We start from the raw sequence: 14,731 nt of genomic DNA, 5'->3' as shown, positions 1-14,731 counted from the left end.
ACCATGGCCAGCATCGTCGCGGTCATCGCCTCCACCCACCACCCCTTCTACCTGCGGGCCAGCACCGCCACCGGCGCGGACCGTCCCCCGTTCGCCGACGAGTGGACCCGCAAGATCCTCGCCTTCCGGGAGACCCTGACCCGGGCCAACCCGGACGTGCTGGTGATGGTCGGCTCCGACCACTTCCACCAGCTGTGGCTGGACAACATGCCACAGTTCCTGGTCGGCAAGGCGCCGTTCTACGACGCGAACTGGTACAACGAGGAACGCGAGTTCGGCCTGCCCCGGATGCTGCTCAAGGGCCAGGAGGACCTGTCCGCGCACATCCTGCGCTCCGGCCTGGACGCCGGCTTCGACCTGGCGTTCAGCAACGAACTGCGCATCGACCACAGCATCACCTGCCCGATCATCACGCTGCGGCCGGAAGCCGACCTGCCGATCGTGCCGATCTACACCAACATCTTCGCGCCGCCGCTGCCGCAGCCCTCCCGGTTCGTGCAGCTCGGCGCGGCCATCCGCCGCATCGTCGAGCAGTGGCCGTCGCACCTGCGGGTCGCGATCATCGGCACCGGCCACCTGTCGCTGGAGCTCGGCGGGCCGCGCCAGTTCGGGCCGCACGGGCCCGACCCTGAGTTCGACCAGCGGGCGGTCGAGTGGATCGCCACCGGCGACCTGGACGGGTGCCTGCGCGAAGTGACGCTGGACAGCCTGCACGCGCCGGGCAACGCCACCCACGGGTTCATGGACTTCATGCTGATGATGGGCGTGGCCGGCGCCGGCGCGAAGGCCGACCACGTCGACACGCTCGACCTGTTCCACACCATGGAGGCGTACTTCACCTGGTACCCGAACGGAGCACCGGCATGAGCAAATACCTGCTGGACAAGTTCCTCTACACCGTGGACCGGGACCCCGCGCTCGTGGAGCGCTACCGCAACGACCCGGCCGCGTTCGTCACCTGGTGGGAGGAGAACCGCGCGAACGCGGTGCTCAACTGCCACACCGGCGAGGCGAGCACCTGGTTGCGCTTCACCGACGACGAGCGGTCCGCATTGGCCAACCACGATCATGTACGGCTGTTCGCGCTCGGTGCCCACCCGTTCCTGACCCTGACCCTGTTCATCGCCATGTTCGAGCGGGACAACCGGGAGCCCCTGGAGTACCAGAAGGCGTTCGGGGCCCGGCTGGCGCACTTCGACCTGCCGTACCCGGACATCGCGACATGATCCGCGCGGCGGTGGTGACGGCCTGTGGGCAGCCGCCAGTGATGCGGTCCCGGCCGGTGCCGATCGCCGGTCCCGGGCAGGTGCCGATCGCGGTGGTCGCCGCGCCGATCACGCCGCTCGACCTGCTGTGCGCGTCCGGCAGCAGCTACTTCGGGGTGCCGGCGCTGCCGTACGTCCCCGGGGTGCAGGGGGTGGGGCACCGCCCGGACGGCACACCGGTGTGGTTCGCGACGTCCGCGGGGATGCGGCCGGGAGACGGGAGCATGGCGGGGGCGGTGGCGGTGCCGGAGGTGGATGTGGTGCCGCTGCCGGGGAATGTGCCGTTGACGGCGGTGGCGGCGCTGGGGTTGTCGGCGGTGGCGGCGCATTCGGCGCTGACCCGCACCGGGTCGCTGGTGGAGGGCGAGCAGGTGCTGGTCCTCGGCGGCGGCGGGGTGGTGGGGCAGAGCGCGATCCAGCTCGCCCGGCTGGCCGGGGCGCGGCGGGTGATCGCGGTGGCGCGGTCGGCGGTCGCCCGGGATCGCGCCCTGGAGCTGGGGGCGGCGGCGGCGGTGCCGCTCGACGCGGACGATGACGTACCCACTCTGGCCGCGCGCCTGCGCGCGGCGACCGACGGGCCGCTGGACCTGGTGCTGGATCCGGTTTTCGGGGTGCCGGCGGCGGCCGCGCTGCGGGTGCTGCGGCCGGGTGGGCGGTTGGTGAATCTCGGTGGCTCGGCGGCGCCGACGGCGCCGTTCGATTCGGCGACGCTGCGGGCCGGGTCGTTGCGGATCCTCGGGTACACGAACAACGCGCTCACGGTGGCGGAGCGGGCGGAGTCGCTGACGGTGGTCGCCGAGCACGCGGCGGCGGGAAGGCTGGCGGTCGCGCACGAGGTGGTGCCGTTGGAGCAGGTGCGGGAGGGCTGGGAGCGCCAGGCTGCCGGGGTGGCCGGCGGCCGGGTCGTCCTCACTGTGTGACGTCTGATTCAGGCTTGACTTAATTAAGCGACGACTGAAATAGTCGGCGCATGCACGCGTTCGATGTCCTGGGTGACCCGGTGCGGCGCCGGATCCTGGAGTTGCTCGCCACCGGCGAGCAGCCGGCCGGCGCCATCAGTGAGGTGGTCCGGGCCGAGTTCGGCATCTCGCCGCCGGCCGTCTCGCAGCATCTGCGCGTGCTGCGCGAGTCCGGTTTCGCCTCGGTCCGGGCCGACGGCACCCGGCGTCTTTACGCCGTGCAGGCCGAGCCGCTGCTGGCGGCGCACGACTGGCTCGAGCGCTTCCGCCCGTTCTGGACCCAGCGGCTGGACGCTCTCGCCACCGAACTGGCACGCGGCCGCCGCAAGACGGCGAGCCGGCCCGGTTCGGCGGCTGCCCCGCCACCCGACGATCCTCCCGATCGCCCGGCCGATCCCCCGGCCCGGCGCCCTTCCGACCGTTCGCCTGACAGTGAGGAAAGTTGATGTTCGACATCGTCAGCCAGATCAACGCCACCCACCGTGAGCTCGGCTCCCTGCCGGTGTCGTCCGGCGAAGGGCGCTCGCTGCTTCTGCGCCGCGAGTACGACGCCGAGGTCGAGGACGTCTGGGACGCCTGCACCGATCCCGGCCGGCTGCACCGCTGGCTCGGCCCGGTCGAGGGCGACTTCCGCCTCGGCGGCGCCTTCCAGCTCAAGGACAACGCGGGCGGCGAGGTCCTGCGCTGCGAGCGCCCCCGCCTGCTCAAGGTGACCTGGGTGCTCGGCGAAGGCATGTCCACCGAGGTCGAGGTCCGTCTCACCCCGGGCGCGCCGGGCCGCACCGTCTTCGAACTGGAGCACTCCTCCCCCGCCGAGATCGTCGACGAGATGGTCCGCACCTACGGCCCCGGCGGCACGATCGGCATCGGGGGCGGCTGGGACCTGACCGTGCTCGCTCTCGACATGCACCTGCGGGGCGCCACGATGGATCCCGCCACCTGGGAGGACGCTCCCGAGGCGAAGGATTTCGCCACCCGCAGCTGCCACGCCTGGGGCGCTGTCGTCCAGTCCGCCTGGGGCACCAGCGACGAGGATCTGGCGGCGGCCGTCGCCTTCGGCGTGCAGCATTTCGCCCCGGAGTCCTGACCGCCCGGTGCCGGGCTCGTCCCGCGGACCCGGCATCGACTTTGGTCATCGCGCGGTGAACCTTCGGCTCCAGCGCACCCGGCGCGCCCGCCCCTAGCGTCAGGGTGTGAGCCGACGCGCTGTCCCCGTACTGACGTTGATCTTTCTCGCTCCGTGGGTGGGCGAGTACCTACTCGGCAACCTGTCCGTCCGGACGCTGCCGCTCATCGTCTTCCTGATGCCGATGTACGGCGGTGGCGCGCTGCTCATCCGCGAGGTGGTGCGCCGGGCCGGGCGTGGCTATCCGGCGATGCTGCTGCTGGGTGCCGCCTACGGCATCGCGGAGGCCGGCCTCGCCGATCTGACGTTGTTCAACCCGCCGCTCGCCGGGGCGGGATTCGACCTGGTCAGCGCGGTCTCCTTCGTCGCCGGCCATGCCGTCTGGAGTGTGACGGTCCCGATCGCCATCGCGGAGAGGGTGGCCGGGCCGCGGGGGCGCACACCGTGGCTGAGCGGCCGGGGACTGGTGGTGACCGCTGTCGTCTACGTGGCCGGGTGCGCGCTGATCTTCTCGGACGCGTACGACACGGTTTCCGTGCGCCCGTCCGCCGTACAGGTGGCTGCGGTGCTGGTGGCGATCGCCGCGTTCGTGGCGTGGGGCCTGCTGGCGCCGTCTCGCGTTCGCCCGGGCACCGGCCCGGTGCCGCGGCCGCTGTTGCTGGGTTGGGGCACGTTCGTCACCGCGAGCGTCTTCGTCGCCCGGCCGGAGACGGCGGCGGGCCTGGTGTTCGGCGCATGCCTCCTGATCGTCGCGTGGATCCTGGTGCGACGGTGGTCGCAGGCTCCCGGCTGGACCGCGTGGCACGGCTACGCGCTGGTGGCCGGCGTGCTGCCGGTCTATGCCTGGCTGGGTTTCGTGCTCACCGCCCTGCTGGAGCCGGACGACGGCGTGCGCTGGGCGGGGAACGTGGTGTTCGCCGTGCTGGCCGGAGCGTTGCTGGTCGCCGTCGCTCCCGCCCGGAGCACCCACCGGCAGGACGTGGCCTGAGCGCCGATTCCTGTCGTACCCCGGTGTTAGGTTTCGGCCATGATCGAGGTTGCCCCGTCATGCCACCACCACGCCCGCCAGAGGGGCGACGACGTGCACACCAGCCCGGCACAGTGAGACGCGCGGCAGTCATGGCAGCCCTCTCACCCCGTCTGGCCGCGATCGTCGACGCTCTCCCCCTCACCCCGCACCTGCGCGTGCTCGAGATCGGCTGCGGCCCCGGCGCGGCGGCCCGCGCCGTCGCCGCCCGCCTGACCACCGGCCACATCGTGGCGATCGATCGTTCCGCCACCGCGGTCGAGCAGGCCACGGCCGCCTGTGCCGCCGAGATCGCCGCGGGCCGGATGAGCGTGCGCCGGGCCACCGCCGAGGAGTTCGCGCTGGAGCCGGGTGAGGAGCCTTTCGACCTGGTCTTCGCCGTGCGGGTGGGCGCGCTCGACGGCCGCCATCCCGCGGCCGGCCGGCTGGCCCTGGCCCGGATCGCGGCGGTCACCCGGCCCACGGGCCGGGTGTTCATCGACGGCGGAGACCCCCTTCGCGAGATCTTCCCGCACAACCCGTCCGCGGGCGTCCATGTTGGACGCGCCCCCGGCCCGGTGAGAGAGTAGGCGACAACGCCAGGGAGGTATCGATGCGTGCGATTGCGGTGACCGCGGCAGGCGGACCGGAGGTTCTGCGGGTCGTCGACCAGCCCGATCCGGTGCCGGCCTCCCATCAGGTGCTGGTCCGCGTGCGCGCCGCCTGCGTGAACCCGGCCGACGTCGCCGCCCGCACCGGCCACATCCCGGGCGGTCCGGTCCCGCCACCGTTCACGCTGGGCTGGGACATCGCCGGCGAGGTCGTGGCCACCGGCGCCGACGTCACCGCCCTGCGCTCCGGAGATCTCGTCGCCGGCATGATCCCGTGGTTCCTCACCCGCGGGTCCGTCGGCGGCTATGCGGAACTCGTCGCCGCCGACGCCGACTGGCTGGTGCCGCTGCCCGCCGGCCTGGATCCGGTGGCCGCCGCCACCGTGCCGCTCAACGCGCTGACCGTCCACCGCGCCCTGCGGATGCTCGACCTGCCCGTCCCCACCGATTTCCTGGTCACCGGCGCGAGCGGCGGTGTCGGCGGCTTCGCCGTGCAGCTCGCCGCCCAGGCCGGTCACCGGGTCCTGGCGCAGGCCAGCAACGGCGACGAGGAGTGGGTGCGCAGCCTGGGCGCGCACACCGTGATCCCCCGCTCAGCGAGCCTGGCCGACGCCGGCCCGGTGCCCGCCGCGCTCGACGCGGTCCCTCTCGGCGACCCGGCCGCGGCCGCGGTCGGTCCCGGCGGCACCGTGATAACCACGCGCCCGACGCCACCTCTCGACCCGGCCCGCAAGGTGCGCCAGGAGATCGTCCTGGTGCGACTGGACCAGCCGGCCCTGCGCGACCTGCTGGAAGCCGTGGCGCAGGGCTCGTTGCGCACCCGGGTGGCCGCCACCCTCCCGCTCACGGCCGCCGCCGAAGCCCACCAGCGGCTCGAAGGCGGAGGCCTGCGCGGCAAGATCGTCCTGATCCCCTGATCGCTCGCCAAGGCGTTCACGAGCCATCACTCACGTGACGGCGCGTTGCCGCGGCATGACAATCTGTGAATATGAGCGTCGAGGTTGCCGTAGCGATAGCGGCAGTCCTGGTGTCAGTGACAGCTATCGCCGTTTCATCCGCACTCACCTGGCGACAACTGCGATCGTTGCGCAGCGCGAATCATCTGCCCGTCGCGATCGAGCTGATCACGCGCGACATGGGCCTCGCCGAGTTCTGGAACCAGGAGCAACTGCTGGTCAGCGGCCTCGCCGACGTCTCCCCCGACACCCCGGTCTCCGAACTGCCGGACCCGTTGCGCAGCGCCGCATATTCGATCGCGTCATGTTATGACTCGATGGGCATCCTGGTGGCCTTCGGCTGCATCGAGGAACGGCTCGTGGTGGCCACGACCAATTTCCGCATCCGGCGCATGTGGCGGGCACTCGAACCGCACATCCACGCCGAACGCGAGGCCCGGCAGGGCCTGTTCATGGACTTCTTCGAGGACCTCGCCTGCCGCGCCAACGCCCATGACCCGATGGCACTCCACCACGAGTTGCGCCTGCGCAGCATGCCGCGAACCGCCGCGAACGACCTCGCACCCTCACGACCGGCGTCCTGACGCGACGACACCCGCACGCCGCCAGCCGACCAGGCCGCACACCGCGAAACCGAGCGCGTTCGCCACCCCGTGCGTGGCCGCCATCCAGCTGAGCGACGGGTGCGGGACCCCGGTCGCCTCGCCGACGGCCCAGCTCAGCGCGAGCAGCATCGACGCGGCGAGGACGAGCGCTGACGTGCCGAGCAGCACCGCGGTCAGCCGGTCGTGCCGGCCGTTTCTGGCGTGCCGCCAGGTCAGCAGCCCGACCGTCCACATGCCGGCGGTCAGCACCAGCGCTCCGGCCAGCTCCACGAACTCGCCGGTGAAGTAGCCGAGCAGCACCAGCATCGTGCCTGCCGGCACGGCGAGCGCGGCAGCGGCCGCCCAGCGCCCGGGCGCGATCTGACGCTGCAGCCCGGCGATCAGCGCGGCCGCGAACCCGGCGAAGTGGAAATGCGCCACGGTCAGCGCCAGCACCCCCAGCTCGAAGCCGAACAGCCGGTAGCCGGCCCGCTCGGCGATCAGCGCGCTCGCCGCGATCGCCGGGCTGATCAGGGCGGTCACCACCGCGAGCTGGGCGGGCCGGTCACGCTCGGCACGCCACAACACCCGGATCGCGTACGCACCGAGCACCCCCGCCGACGCCGCGTAGATCACGGCGAGCCCCACCGCGAGGGGCCCCCGCGGCAGCCACAGGCTGACCGCCCCCGCCACGGCCCCGACGGGCCACCACCGCCGGGCCGCCTCCCCCGCCGGGTCCGCCAGGAGCCGCAGCCCCAGCGGCACGACCACCAGCATCCCTACGGTGACCAGCAGATTCACCAGCGCCCACACGACCGCTCCCCATTGTTGAACACGTTCAACTTGAGGGAACTCTAGCAATCCGGAACGCGCGCACCCTGATGACCCGGATCTGTTCATCGCCGTTGACGCGTGCCCGCACACTCCAGATATGCGGCCGGTCGAGCAGCAGTGGATCGAGACCTCGCTGGACTGGATGGTCGCCGAGTTCGGCCGGGACCGGCTGCTCGGCACGGTGGTGCTGCCGACGGACGACTTCTTCCCCGGCACCTACCGGGCCGGCCGGGACGACGTCCGGTCGGTGCTCGGCATCGTCTGCGCGCACATGGGCGTCGACCCGGCCCGGATCACGCTGGAGCACTACGCCGACGACGAGGACGCCGCCGAGCTGGCCGCCCACGTTCCGCTGAGCAGCCGGTCGTCCGGCGCCGCCGGCCACTTCCGCATCCGGGACGGCCGGGCGATCGTCGCGGTCGACGACGCTCAGGCCGCCGCCCCGATGGCGCTGGTCGCGACGATCGCCCACGAGCTGGGCCATGTCCTGCTGCTCGGCGACGGCCGGATCACGCCCGAGCGCCGGGACCATGAGCCGCTGACCGACCTGCTGACGGTCTTCTTCGGCCTGGGGATCTTCTCGGCCAACTCGGCTTTCGCGTTCGCCCAGGACACCGGCAGCTACCGCACGTCCCGGCTGGGCTACCTGACCGAGCCGATGTACGGCTACGCCCTGGCCCGTTACGCCTGGCTGCGCGGCGAGAAAGATCCGTCATGGGCGAGATTCCTGGACACGAACCCTCGCACGTACCTCAAGCGGGGCCTGCGCTACCTGGCCGGCCGCCGATCGCGGGTGTAGGTGTCGACGTGCGCCACGATCCGTTCCAGCGCGGCCGCTCCCGCGTCGGTGTTGAGGTCGATCTGGTATTCGTGGTCGAGGATCGGGCTGTGGTCGTCGGGATAGAACAGCGCGTCCACCGTCACTCCCCTGGCCCGCAGCGCCTCGGCCAGCGCCACCGAGTGCCGCCGCAGCGGGTCCCCGTTGCCCACGGTCAGGAATGTCGGCGGAAAGTGCTCGCTGACGTGCTGCGGCAGTGACGCGAAGGCGAACCGTGGATCGTTCTGGAAGTCCCTGGTTCCGGTGTACGCCCACATGATCGCCCGCAGGAACCGTCCGTACTCCCCCTGGTAGTCCGGCAGGTTCAGGTCGTAGGGCCCGCAGGCGAGCACGGTCGCACGGATCCGCACGCCCGGCGCGACCAGCGGCAGCCGGGCGGCCGCGGCGAACGCCGCGTCGCACAGCGCCAGCGCGATCTGCCCGGCGATCTGTGCCCCCGCCGAGTCCCCGGCGAGGACGATCCGGTCCGGGTCCACACCGAGCCGTGCAGCGTTGCGCCGCAGGTAGGCCAGCGCCGCCGCCACCTGCAGCACCGGCGTCGGATACCGGCGTTCCGGCGCGTGCGAGTACTCCACCCCTACCGTGGTGAACCCGCGGCCCGCCAGGATCCGCAGATAGTTGCGCAGGTCCTTCCGGGTGCCGGCGATGAACGCCCCACCGTGCACCCACACGATCGTCGGCAGCGGGCCGGTCGCGGAGTCCGGCCGGAACACATCGAGATAGGCGTCGCGGTCCGCCGGGTCATAACGCTCGTCCAGCACACTGACGATGCCCGACGGCACAGCGGGCTGCAGCCGCTCGTTGATCCCTTCGCCGCTCAACGCCGGCAGGTGCCGGATGACGAGAACCATCGGCCACGGGCTGAGCCGGAACGCCAGCCAGGCGGCGAGCACCAGCGCAACGACGACGGCGGCGAAGATCAGCAGACCCGTCATGCCGGCCGGTCCTCGGGCACGGTGAGCTCCGCCCAGCCCTGCGCGTCGATGCCGAGCACGTGCAGGTAGTCCAGCAGCGACGCCACCATGTCGGTCGATGCGGGGTCGAGCAGCCACTGCACCTGCAATCCGTCGGCCATGGCGATGAACTGCTGCGCGCACAGCCGCGGGTCCCGTCCGGTCACCGGCGGGTCGGCCGCCGCGAACTCGTGGGCGAATCCCCGGGCGAGGGTCTCGCGCAGCCGGGTGTAGCGGCCGCGGAAGTAGTCGTACGCCGGGTGGCTGCTCTCGGTCGCCTCGGTGGAGAGCTTGACGAACAACGGGGCGATGTCCGGCCGGCTCTGGTTGCGGGCGATGTCGCGGATCATCCACCGGATGATCACCTCGTCGACCGAGGCGGGTCCGGTGCCGGCGGCGACGTATCCGCGGATCGCCTCGATCTCCGCCCGGTCCCGTTCGATCATCATGGTGAGCAGCAGGTCGTCCTTGCCGGTGAAGTAGTGCAGCAGCCCGGCGTGGGTGATCCCGGCGCGGGCGGCGACCTCACGCAGCGACACCCCGGCGTACCCGCGCTCGGCGAAGATCTCCAGGGCGGTGTGCAGGATCCGCCGCCGGGTCCGTTCGCCCTTGGTGAGGCGCTCGGGCGTCTGTGTCACAGGAACTCCTTGGGGAAAACGTCAACCGAACGGTAGTAGCCGCCGAAACCGAGCCGTTCCCAGACGGGTGCGTGCGCGGCGATCCGGGCGGCGAGCCGCGGCCACGGCTGCCGCTGCCGGTTCCACATCATCTCGGCCAGCACCGGCAGGCGCGGCAGCAGCAACGCCGCCAGGTCGTCGACGCCGCCGATCGTCTCGGCCCAGAGGGCCGCCTGCGCCCCGGCCACGGCAGGCAGCTCATCCCAGGCCCAGTCATGCAGGTCACGGGTACGCGCCGCCGGGTACCCGCCGTGCCCAAGGCGCGCCATCAGCGTGTTCTGGGACGTGTTGAGCGACGGTTCGGCATATCGCCGGTCGAGGTAGAACGGGTAGCTCGGCGACAGCAGCAGCCACGCCCCGTCGGCGATGGCCCGCGGCTGGTCGTGCGGCGCCTGCGCGAAGGTCGCCGACAGGGTGTCACGCAGCGCCGCGTATTCGGGCGGCAGCCGATCGAGCACGTCGGGTCCCGGCGCGTCACGCGGCGAGATCCACTGCTGGAGCACGTCGCCCTCGGTGAAGGCTCCGGCCCGCGCCGCCTCCTGCCAGGCGACCGGCCGTTTCCCGTTGGCCCGCACCCGCCGGTGCAGCAGCCGCACGAAGGCGGCGTACTCCTGCGGGTCCATGCTGAACGCCTCGTCCCCGCCGACGTGCACGTAGGGCGTCGGGGTCAGTGAGCAGAGCAGGTCCACCGCCTGCTCGGCGAAGGCGACGGCGGCGGGCACGCCGGGCCGCAGGTGGCCCAGGCCCGGCAGCGCGGCCGGCCCTTCGCCGGCCAGTTCGGGGTACGCGGCAAGCACCGCCCCCACGTGTCCCGGCATGTCGAACTCCGGCAGCAGGGTGATGTGCCGCCGCCGCGCGTACTCGGCGAGCCCGGCGATCTCGGCGGCGCTGTAGCTGCCGCTGCCGGCCGGGGTGAGCGCGGGCCGCCCCGGCATCTCCACCCGCCAGGCCTGGTTGTCGGTCAGGTGCAGGTGCAGCACGTTGAGCCGGTACCAGGCGAGCAGGTCCACCACGGCCTCGAGCTCGGCGACGCTCAGGAAGTGCCGCGCCACGTCCAGCGTCAGCCCGCGCCACCGCAGGTCCGGCGCGTCCGCCGCCTCGAACAGCAACAGCCCTGACGGCCCGGCCGCCTGAACGACCACGGTCAGCGCCCGGAACGCGCCGGCTTCGGTCGCGGCCCGGATCGTGCGCCGCTCCACCGTGTACGACTCGTCGCCGTCGAAGCCGGGCGCCAGCCCGCTCGGCGACCCCGACCGCCGTGCGGGGTCGATCTCGACGACCACGTCCGCCTCGTCCGCCCCCGCCGTCAGCACTTTGCGGCCGGCACACCGCTCGGCGAGTTCCGCGACGGCCTCGACCAGCGACGCCGGCCCGCAGACGCGCAGCGTGTCAACACCGAGGTGGCGGGCGGTGCCGGTCCACGTGACCCGCTGCGGCGCGGGGACGACGGGCGGGTTCACGACCGTTCCCCGGCGAACTCGCGCTCGTACGCCGCACGCCGCAGTCGCTGCCGTTGCGGGTCGGCGACCGGCGCCGACAACAGCAGCCGCCGGGTGTACGGGTGCTTCGGCTCGGCGGTGACCTGCTCGGCCGTACCGGATTCGACGATCTCCCCGTGCCGGATGACCGAGACCACGTGGCTGATGTGCCGCACGACCGCCAGGTCGTGCGAGATGAACAGGTAGGCCACGCCGGTGTCGCGCTGGATCTCCTGCAGCAGGTCGAGCACGGTCCGCTGGGTGGTCAGGTCGAGCGCCGACACCGGCTCGTCGCAGACGATCAGCCGGGGCCCGATGGCGAGGGCCCGCGCGATGGCGATCCGCTGCCGCTGCCCGCCGGAGAACTCCCGGGGCAGCCGGTCCATCGCGCCGGCCGGCAGCCCGACGCGTTCCAGCAGCCCGGCCACCCGCTGCCGGGCCTCCCGTGGCCGCTGTCCCTGGCCGTAGAGCGGTTCGGCGAGGGTGTCCCCCACCGGCCGCGCCGGGTTCAGCGACGTGTAGGGATCCTGGAAGATCACCTGGAGGTCGCGGCTGAGCGCCCGGCGCCGGCGCGACGTCAACGCGTGGATGGGCGAGCCGTCGAGGTGGATCGTGCCGGCCGCCACCGGGACCAGCCCGAGCACGGCCCGCCCGATGGTGGTCTTGCCGGAGCCGGACTCGCCGACCAGGCCGTGCGTCTGCCCGGCCTCGACGACCAGGTCGACACCCTTGAGCACCTCGGTCGGCGCGGCGCGCCAGCCCTTGCCGGGGAAGTTGACCCGCACCCTGTCGAGGCGCAGCAGCGGGGATGTGGTCATCGGGACTCCGTGAGGGGCAGTTCGTCGAGGACGGCGTCGACCAGCGAGCGGGTGTAGTCGTGGCGGGGTGCGCCGAGCACCTCGGCGACCGGTCCGGTCTCGACGATGCGGCCCTGCCGCATGACGGCGACCGTGTCGCACAGGTCGGCGACCACGCCGAGGTTGTGGGTCACCAGCAGGACGCCGAGGCCGCGTTCGCGTTGCAGCCGGCGCAGCAGGGCCAGGATCTCGGCCTGCACGGTGACGTCCAGGGCGGTGGTCGGCTCGTCGGCGATCAGCAGCCGCGGGTCGCCGGCCATCGCGGCGGCGATCAGGACCCGCTGGGCCATGCCGCCGGAGATCTGGTGCGGGTAACTGCGCAGAACCCGGTCGGGGTCGCGGATCTCGACGGCCCGCAGCAGGTCGGCGGCGCGTTGCCGGGCGGCGGCGCGGGAGACCCCGGCGGCGCGGATCGGTTCGATCAGCTGGGAGCCGATGGTGAACGATGGGTCGAGGTTACTCATCGGCTCCTGCGGCACGTAGGCGACGACGCTCGTGCGCAGCCGGCGCCAGTCGCGGGCGCCCAGGCCGACGACCTCGGTGCCGTCGACGGTGATGCTGCCGCCGCTGACCCGGCCGCCCTCGGGCAGGATGCCGAGGATCGAGAACGCGGTCTGGGTCTTGCCGGAGCCGGACTCGCCGACCAGGCCGACGATGCGGCCGGGTTCGACGTCGAGGTCGACGTCGTGGACCACCTCGCGTTCCGAGCCGTCGGGCAGCCGGTAGGAGACGGCGAGCGACCGGACCGAGAGCAGGGCGGCCCGGGGTTCGCCGTCCAGCCGCGCCGGGCGTACGTCTGCGGGAAGCCGGCGGCGGGCCTGCCGGGGCCCGGTGGCGCGGTCTTCCAGGGCATCGCGCAGCGCGGAGGCGAGCAGCACCAGGGCCGCGCTGGTCAGGCCGAGGGCGAGGCCCGGCCAGAGCATCAGCCGCGGGGCGCGCTGCACGTATTGGAAGCCCTCGTTGAGCATGGCGCCCCAGGTGGGCAGGCTGCCGCTGGAGCCGACGCCGATGAACTCCAGGCCGGCTTGCAGGCCGAGGGCGACGCCGGCGACCAGGGCGAGCTGGATGATGATCGGGGCGCGGACCACGACCAGCACGTGCCGGGTGATGATCCGCCAGGCCGGCAGCCCGGCGACCCGGGCCGCGTCGAGGTAGAGCTCGCCGCGCACGTTGACGACGATGCCGCGGACCAGCCGGAAGAAGCTCGGCGCGGCCAGCACCCCGAGGATGATCATGAGGGCCCAGACGGTGGGGCCGAGCACCGCCCGCGACGCGAGCAGCACGATCATCGCCGGCAGGGCCATCACCAGGTTCACCAGCCAGCTGGAGACGGCGTCGAACCAGCGGCCCGCGTACCCCGCGAGCAGGCCTGCGGGGATGCCGAGCGCCACCGCGACGGCCAGCGCGAGCACCGCACCGCCGAGCGTGTTGCGCGCGCCGTGAACGAGGCGGCTGAAGATGTCGCGCCCGGCCGAGTCGAAGCCCAGCGGGTGGCCGTCGCGGGCCGCGCCGAAGGCGTCGCGCAGCACGGCCGCGTCCGGGCGCGCGTCGGTGAGCAGCGGCGCGGCCAGCGCCGCGCCGATAACCACCAGCAGGACCAGCGCGGAGAGCACGCCGAGGGGGTTGCGCAGAAAGCGGTGCCAGGCGTTCACGCGCGCCTCGCCTTCGGGTTGAGCACGCCGATGGCCACGTCGACGGCGAGGTTGACCAGGACGACCCCGACGACGGTGACCATCAGCATCCCCATGATCACCGGGATGTCGCCGCGGGTGGTGTAGGTGACCGCCATGCTGCCCAGGCCGGGCAGGCCGAAGATCTGCTCGACCAGGACCGCGCCGCCGAGCAGGCCGACGAACTGCATGCCGAGGACGGTCAGCGCGGGGGCGGAGGCGTTGCGCAGCACGTGCTTGACCAGGATGCTGCGCCGGGACAGGCCGCGGGAGCGCAGCGTGCGCACGTAGTCCTGGCGCAGCACCTCGATCACCGCGGAGCGGACCTGCTGGCTGGTGCCGGCGACCGCGCCGATCGACAGCGAGACGATCGGCAGGGTCACGGTGGAGAGCCAGCCGCCGGCCGACTCGGTCAGCGGGATGTAGCCGATGGCCGGGAACCAGCCGAGGCGCACCGCGAAGACCAGCACGATCACCAGGGTGACCAGGAAGCCGGGCAGGGCGTAGCCGAGGACGCCGAGGATCTGCACGAGGCGGTCGGCGGCGCCGCGGCGGACCCCGGCCCAGATGCCCAGGGCGAAGGAGACGACCGCGGTCACCAGGGTGACGCCGAGCATCAGGCTGAGTGTCACCGGGAGCCGGCCGGCGATCGCGGTACCGACGTTCTCGCTGGTGAACCACGAGGTGCCGAGGTCGCCGCGGGCCGCGTGGGCGAGCCAGTCGGCGTACTGGACCAGCACCGGGCGGTCCACGCCGAGCTCGGCGTTGGTCGCCGCGACCAGTTCGGCCGGGGCGTCCGGGCCGAGCAGGCTGCGGGCCACGTCGTTGTCCGGCAGCGACAGCAGCAGGTAGGTGACGAAGGAGATGACGAGCACGAGCAGCACGCCCGCGCCCGTCCTCCGGAGCACGAAGCCGAG

17 protein-coding genes are annotated in these 14,731 nt (G+C 72.6%); 10 read left to right on the top strand and 7 right to left on the bottom strand.

What is annotated here, in order from left to right; translation table 11 throughout:
• The first annotated feature begins 3 nt into the window (after positions 1-3).
• The 9 genes from AB0F81_RS25580 to AB0F81_RS25540 all read left to right on the top strand — a co-directional run bounded on the left by AB0F81_RS25580 (position 4) and on the right by AB0F81_RS25540 (position 6,507).
• The gene (locus AB0F81_RS25580) at positions 4-867 is read left to right on the top strand and encodes an extradiol ring-cleavage dioxygenase (protein WP_360201136.1); all 864 of its coding nucleotides are present in this window, start codon (positions 4-6) and stop codon (positions 865-867) included.
• A complete protein-coding gene (locus AB0F81_RS25575) occupies positions 864-1,226 on the top strand; it encodes a hypothetical protein (protein ID WP_360201134.1) in 363 nt (120 codons plus the stop codon). Before AB0F81_RS25580 ends, AB0F81_RS25575 begins: the two co-directional genes overlap by 4 nt.
• Before the next feature lie 41 nt (positions 1,227-1,267).
• Positions 1,268-2,185 carry a zinc-binding alcohol dehydrogenase family protein gene (locus AB0F81_RS25570; RefSeq protein ID WP_360201132.1) on the top strand — a complete coding sequence of 306 codons (918 nt, stop codon included), beginning with the start codon at positions 1,268-1,270 and terminating at the stop codon, positions 2,183-2,185.
• 50 nt (positions 2,186-2,235) lie between these two features.
• Complete coding sequence (locus tag AB0F81_RS25565) at positions 2,236-2,670, top strand: metalloregulator ArsR/SmtB family transcription factor (RefSeq protein ID WP_360201130.1); 435 nt, start codon at positions 2,236-2,238, stop codon at positions 2,668-2,670.
• Positions 2,670-3,311, top strand: coding sequence for an SRPBCC domain-containing protein (locus AB0F81_RS25560; RefSeq protein ID WP_360201129.1), 642 nt, complete (start codon positions 2,670-2,672; stop codon positions 3,309-3,311). Before AB0F81_RS25565 ends, AB0F81_RS25560 begins: the two co-directional genes overlap by 1 nt.
• A gap of 106 nt (positions 3,312-3,417) precedes the next feature.
• Positions 3,418-4,338 (top strand): hypothetical protein, encoded by a 921-nt coding sequence (locus AB0F81_RS25555; RefSeq protein ID WP_360201127.1) that lies wholly within the window; start codon positions 3,418-3,420, stop codon positions 4,336-4,338.
• A 131-nt stretch (positions 4,339-4,469) separates the two neighbouring features.
• On the top strand, positions 4,470-4,946 hold the full coding sequence (locus AB0F81_RS25550) for a methyltransferase domain-containing protein (protein WP_360201125.1): 477 nt from the start codon (positions 4,470-4,472) through the stop codon (positions 4,944-4,946).
• Between the two features lie 23 nt (positions 4,947-4,969).
• The gene (locus tag AB0F81_RS25545; protein ID WP_360201123.1) at positions 4,970-5,884 is read left to right on the top strand and encodes an NADP-dependent oxidoreductase; all 915 of its coding nucleotides are present in this window, start codon (positions 4,970-4,972) and stop codon (positions 5,882-5,884) included.
• A 167-nt stretch (positions 5,885-6,051) separates the two neighbouring features.
• Positions 6,052-6,507, top strand: coding sequence for a hypothetical protein (locus AB0F81_RS25540; RefSeq protein WP_360201122.1), 456 nt, complete (start codon positions 6,052-6,054; stop codon positions 6,505-6,507).
• On the opposite strand, the gene AB0F81_RS25535 is transcribed toward AB0F81_RS25540, so the two are convergent.
• Positions 6,490-7,320: a YndJ family protein gene (locus tag AB0F81_RS25535; protein ID WP_360201120.1), complete on the bottom strand. Its 831-nt coding sequence runs from the start codon at positions 7,318-7,320 to the stop codon at positions 6,490-6,492. The two genes, AB0F81_RS25540 and AB0F81_RS25535, sit on opposite strands and share 18 nt — an antisense overlap.
• A gap of 118 nt (positions 7,321-7,438) precedes the next feature.
• Here AB0F81_RS25535 and AB0F81_RS25530 point away from each other — a divergent pair, with 118 nt between their 5' ends.
• Positions 7,439-8,140, top strand: coding sequence for a hypothetical protein (locus AB0F81_RS25530; protein WP_360201119.1), 702 nt, complete (start codon positions 7,439-7,441; stop codon positions 8,138-8,140).
• On the opposite strand, the gene AB0F81_RS25525 is transcribed toward AB0F81_RS25530, so the two are convergent.
• The 6 genes from AB0F81_RS25525 to AB0F81_RS25500 are packed head-to-tail and all read right to left on the bottom strand — an operon-like array spanning position 8,110 to position 14,722.
• Entirely contained in the window at positions 8,110-9,114 is a 1,005-nt protein-coding gene (locus AB0F81_RS25525) for an alpha/beta hydrolase (RefSeq protein WP_360201117.1), read from the bottom strand. The two genes, AB0F81_RS25530 and AB0F81_RS25525, sit on opposite strands and share 31 nt — an antisense overlap.
• Positions 9,111-9,770 (bottom strand): TetR/AcrR family transcriptional regulator, encoded by a 660-nt coding sequence (locus tag AB0F81_RS25520; RefSeq protein ID WP_360201116.1) that lies wholly within the window; start codon positions 9,768-9,770, stop codon positions 9,111-9,113. The genes AB0F81_RS25525 and AB0F81_RS25520 overlap by 4 nt, the downstream gene beginning before the upstream one ends.
• Positions 9,767-11,269 (bottom strand): family 20 glycosylhydrolase, encoded by a 1,503-nt coding sequence (locus AB0F81_RS25515; protein ID WP_360201114.1) that lies wholly within the window; start codon positions 11,267-11,269, stop codon positions 9,767-9,769. Before AB0F81_RS25515 ends, AB0F81_RS25520 begins: the two co-directional genes overlap by 4 nt.
• Positions 11,266-12,105, bottom strand: coding sequence for an ATP-binding cassette domain-containing protein (locus AB0F81_RS25510; protein ID WP_360201112.1), 840 nt, complete (start codon positions 12,103-12,105; stop codon positions 11,266-11,268). Before AB0F81_RS25510 ends, AB0F81_RS25515 begins: the two co-directional genes overlap by 4 nt.
• Complete coding sequence (locus tag AB0F81_RS25505; protein WP_360201110.1) at positions 12,102-13,796, bottom strand: dipeptide/oligopeptide/nickel ABC transporter permease/ATP-binding protein; 1,695 nt, start codon at positions 13,794-13,796, stop codon at positions 12,102-12,104. Before AB0F81_RS25505 ends, AB0F81_RS25510 begins: the two co-directional genes overlap by 4 nt.
• Positions 13,793-14,722 (bottom strand): ABC transporter permease, encoded by a 930-nt coding sequence (locus tag AB0F81_RS25500; RefSeq protein WP_360201108.1) that lies wholly within the window; start codon positions 14,720-14,722, stop codon positions 13,793-13,795. The genes AB0F81_RS25505 and AB0F81_RS25500 overlap by 4 nt, the downstream gene beginning before the upstream one ends.
• Positions 14,723-14,731 lie beyond the last annotated feature (9 nt).

This window comes from Actinoplanes sp. NPDC024001, from assembly GCF_040638955.1.
GTDB lineage: Bacteria > Actinomycetota > Actinomycetes > Mycobacteriales > Micromonosporaceae > Actinoplanes.
Note: the sequence above shows the minus strand (reverse complement) of the source record. Positions and strands in the feature narration are given on the sequence as shown.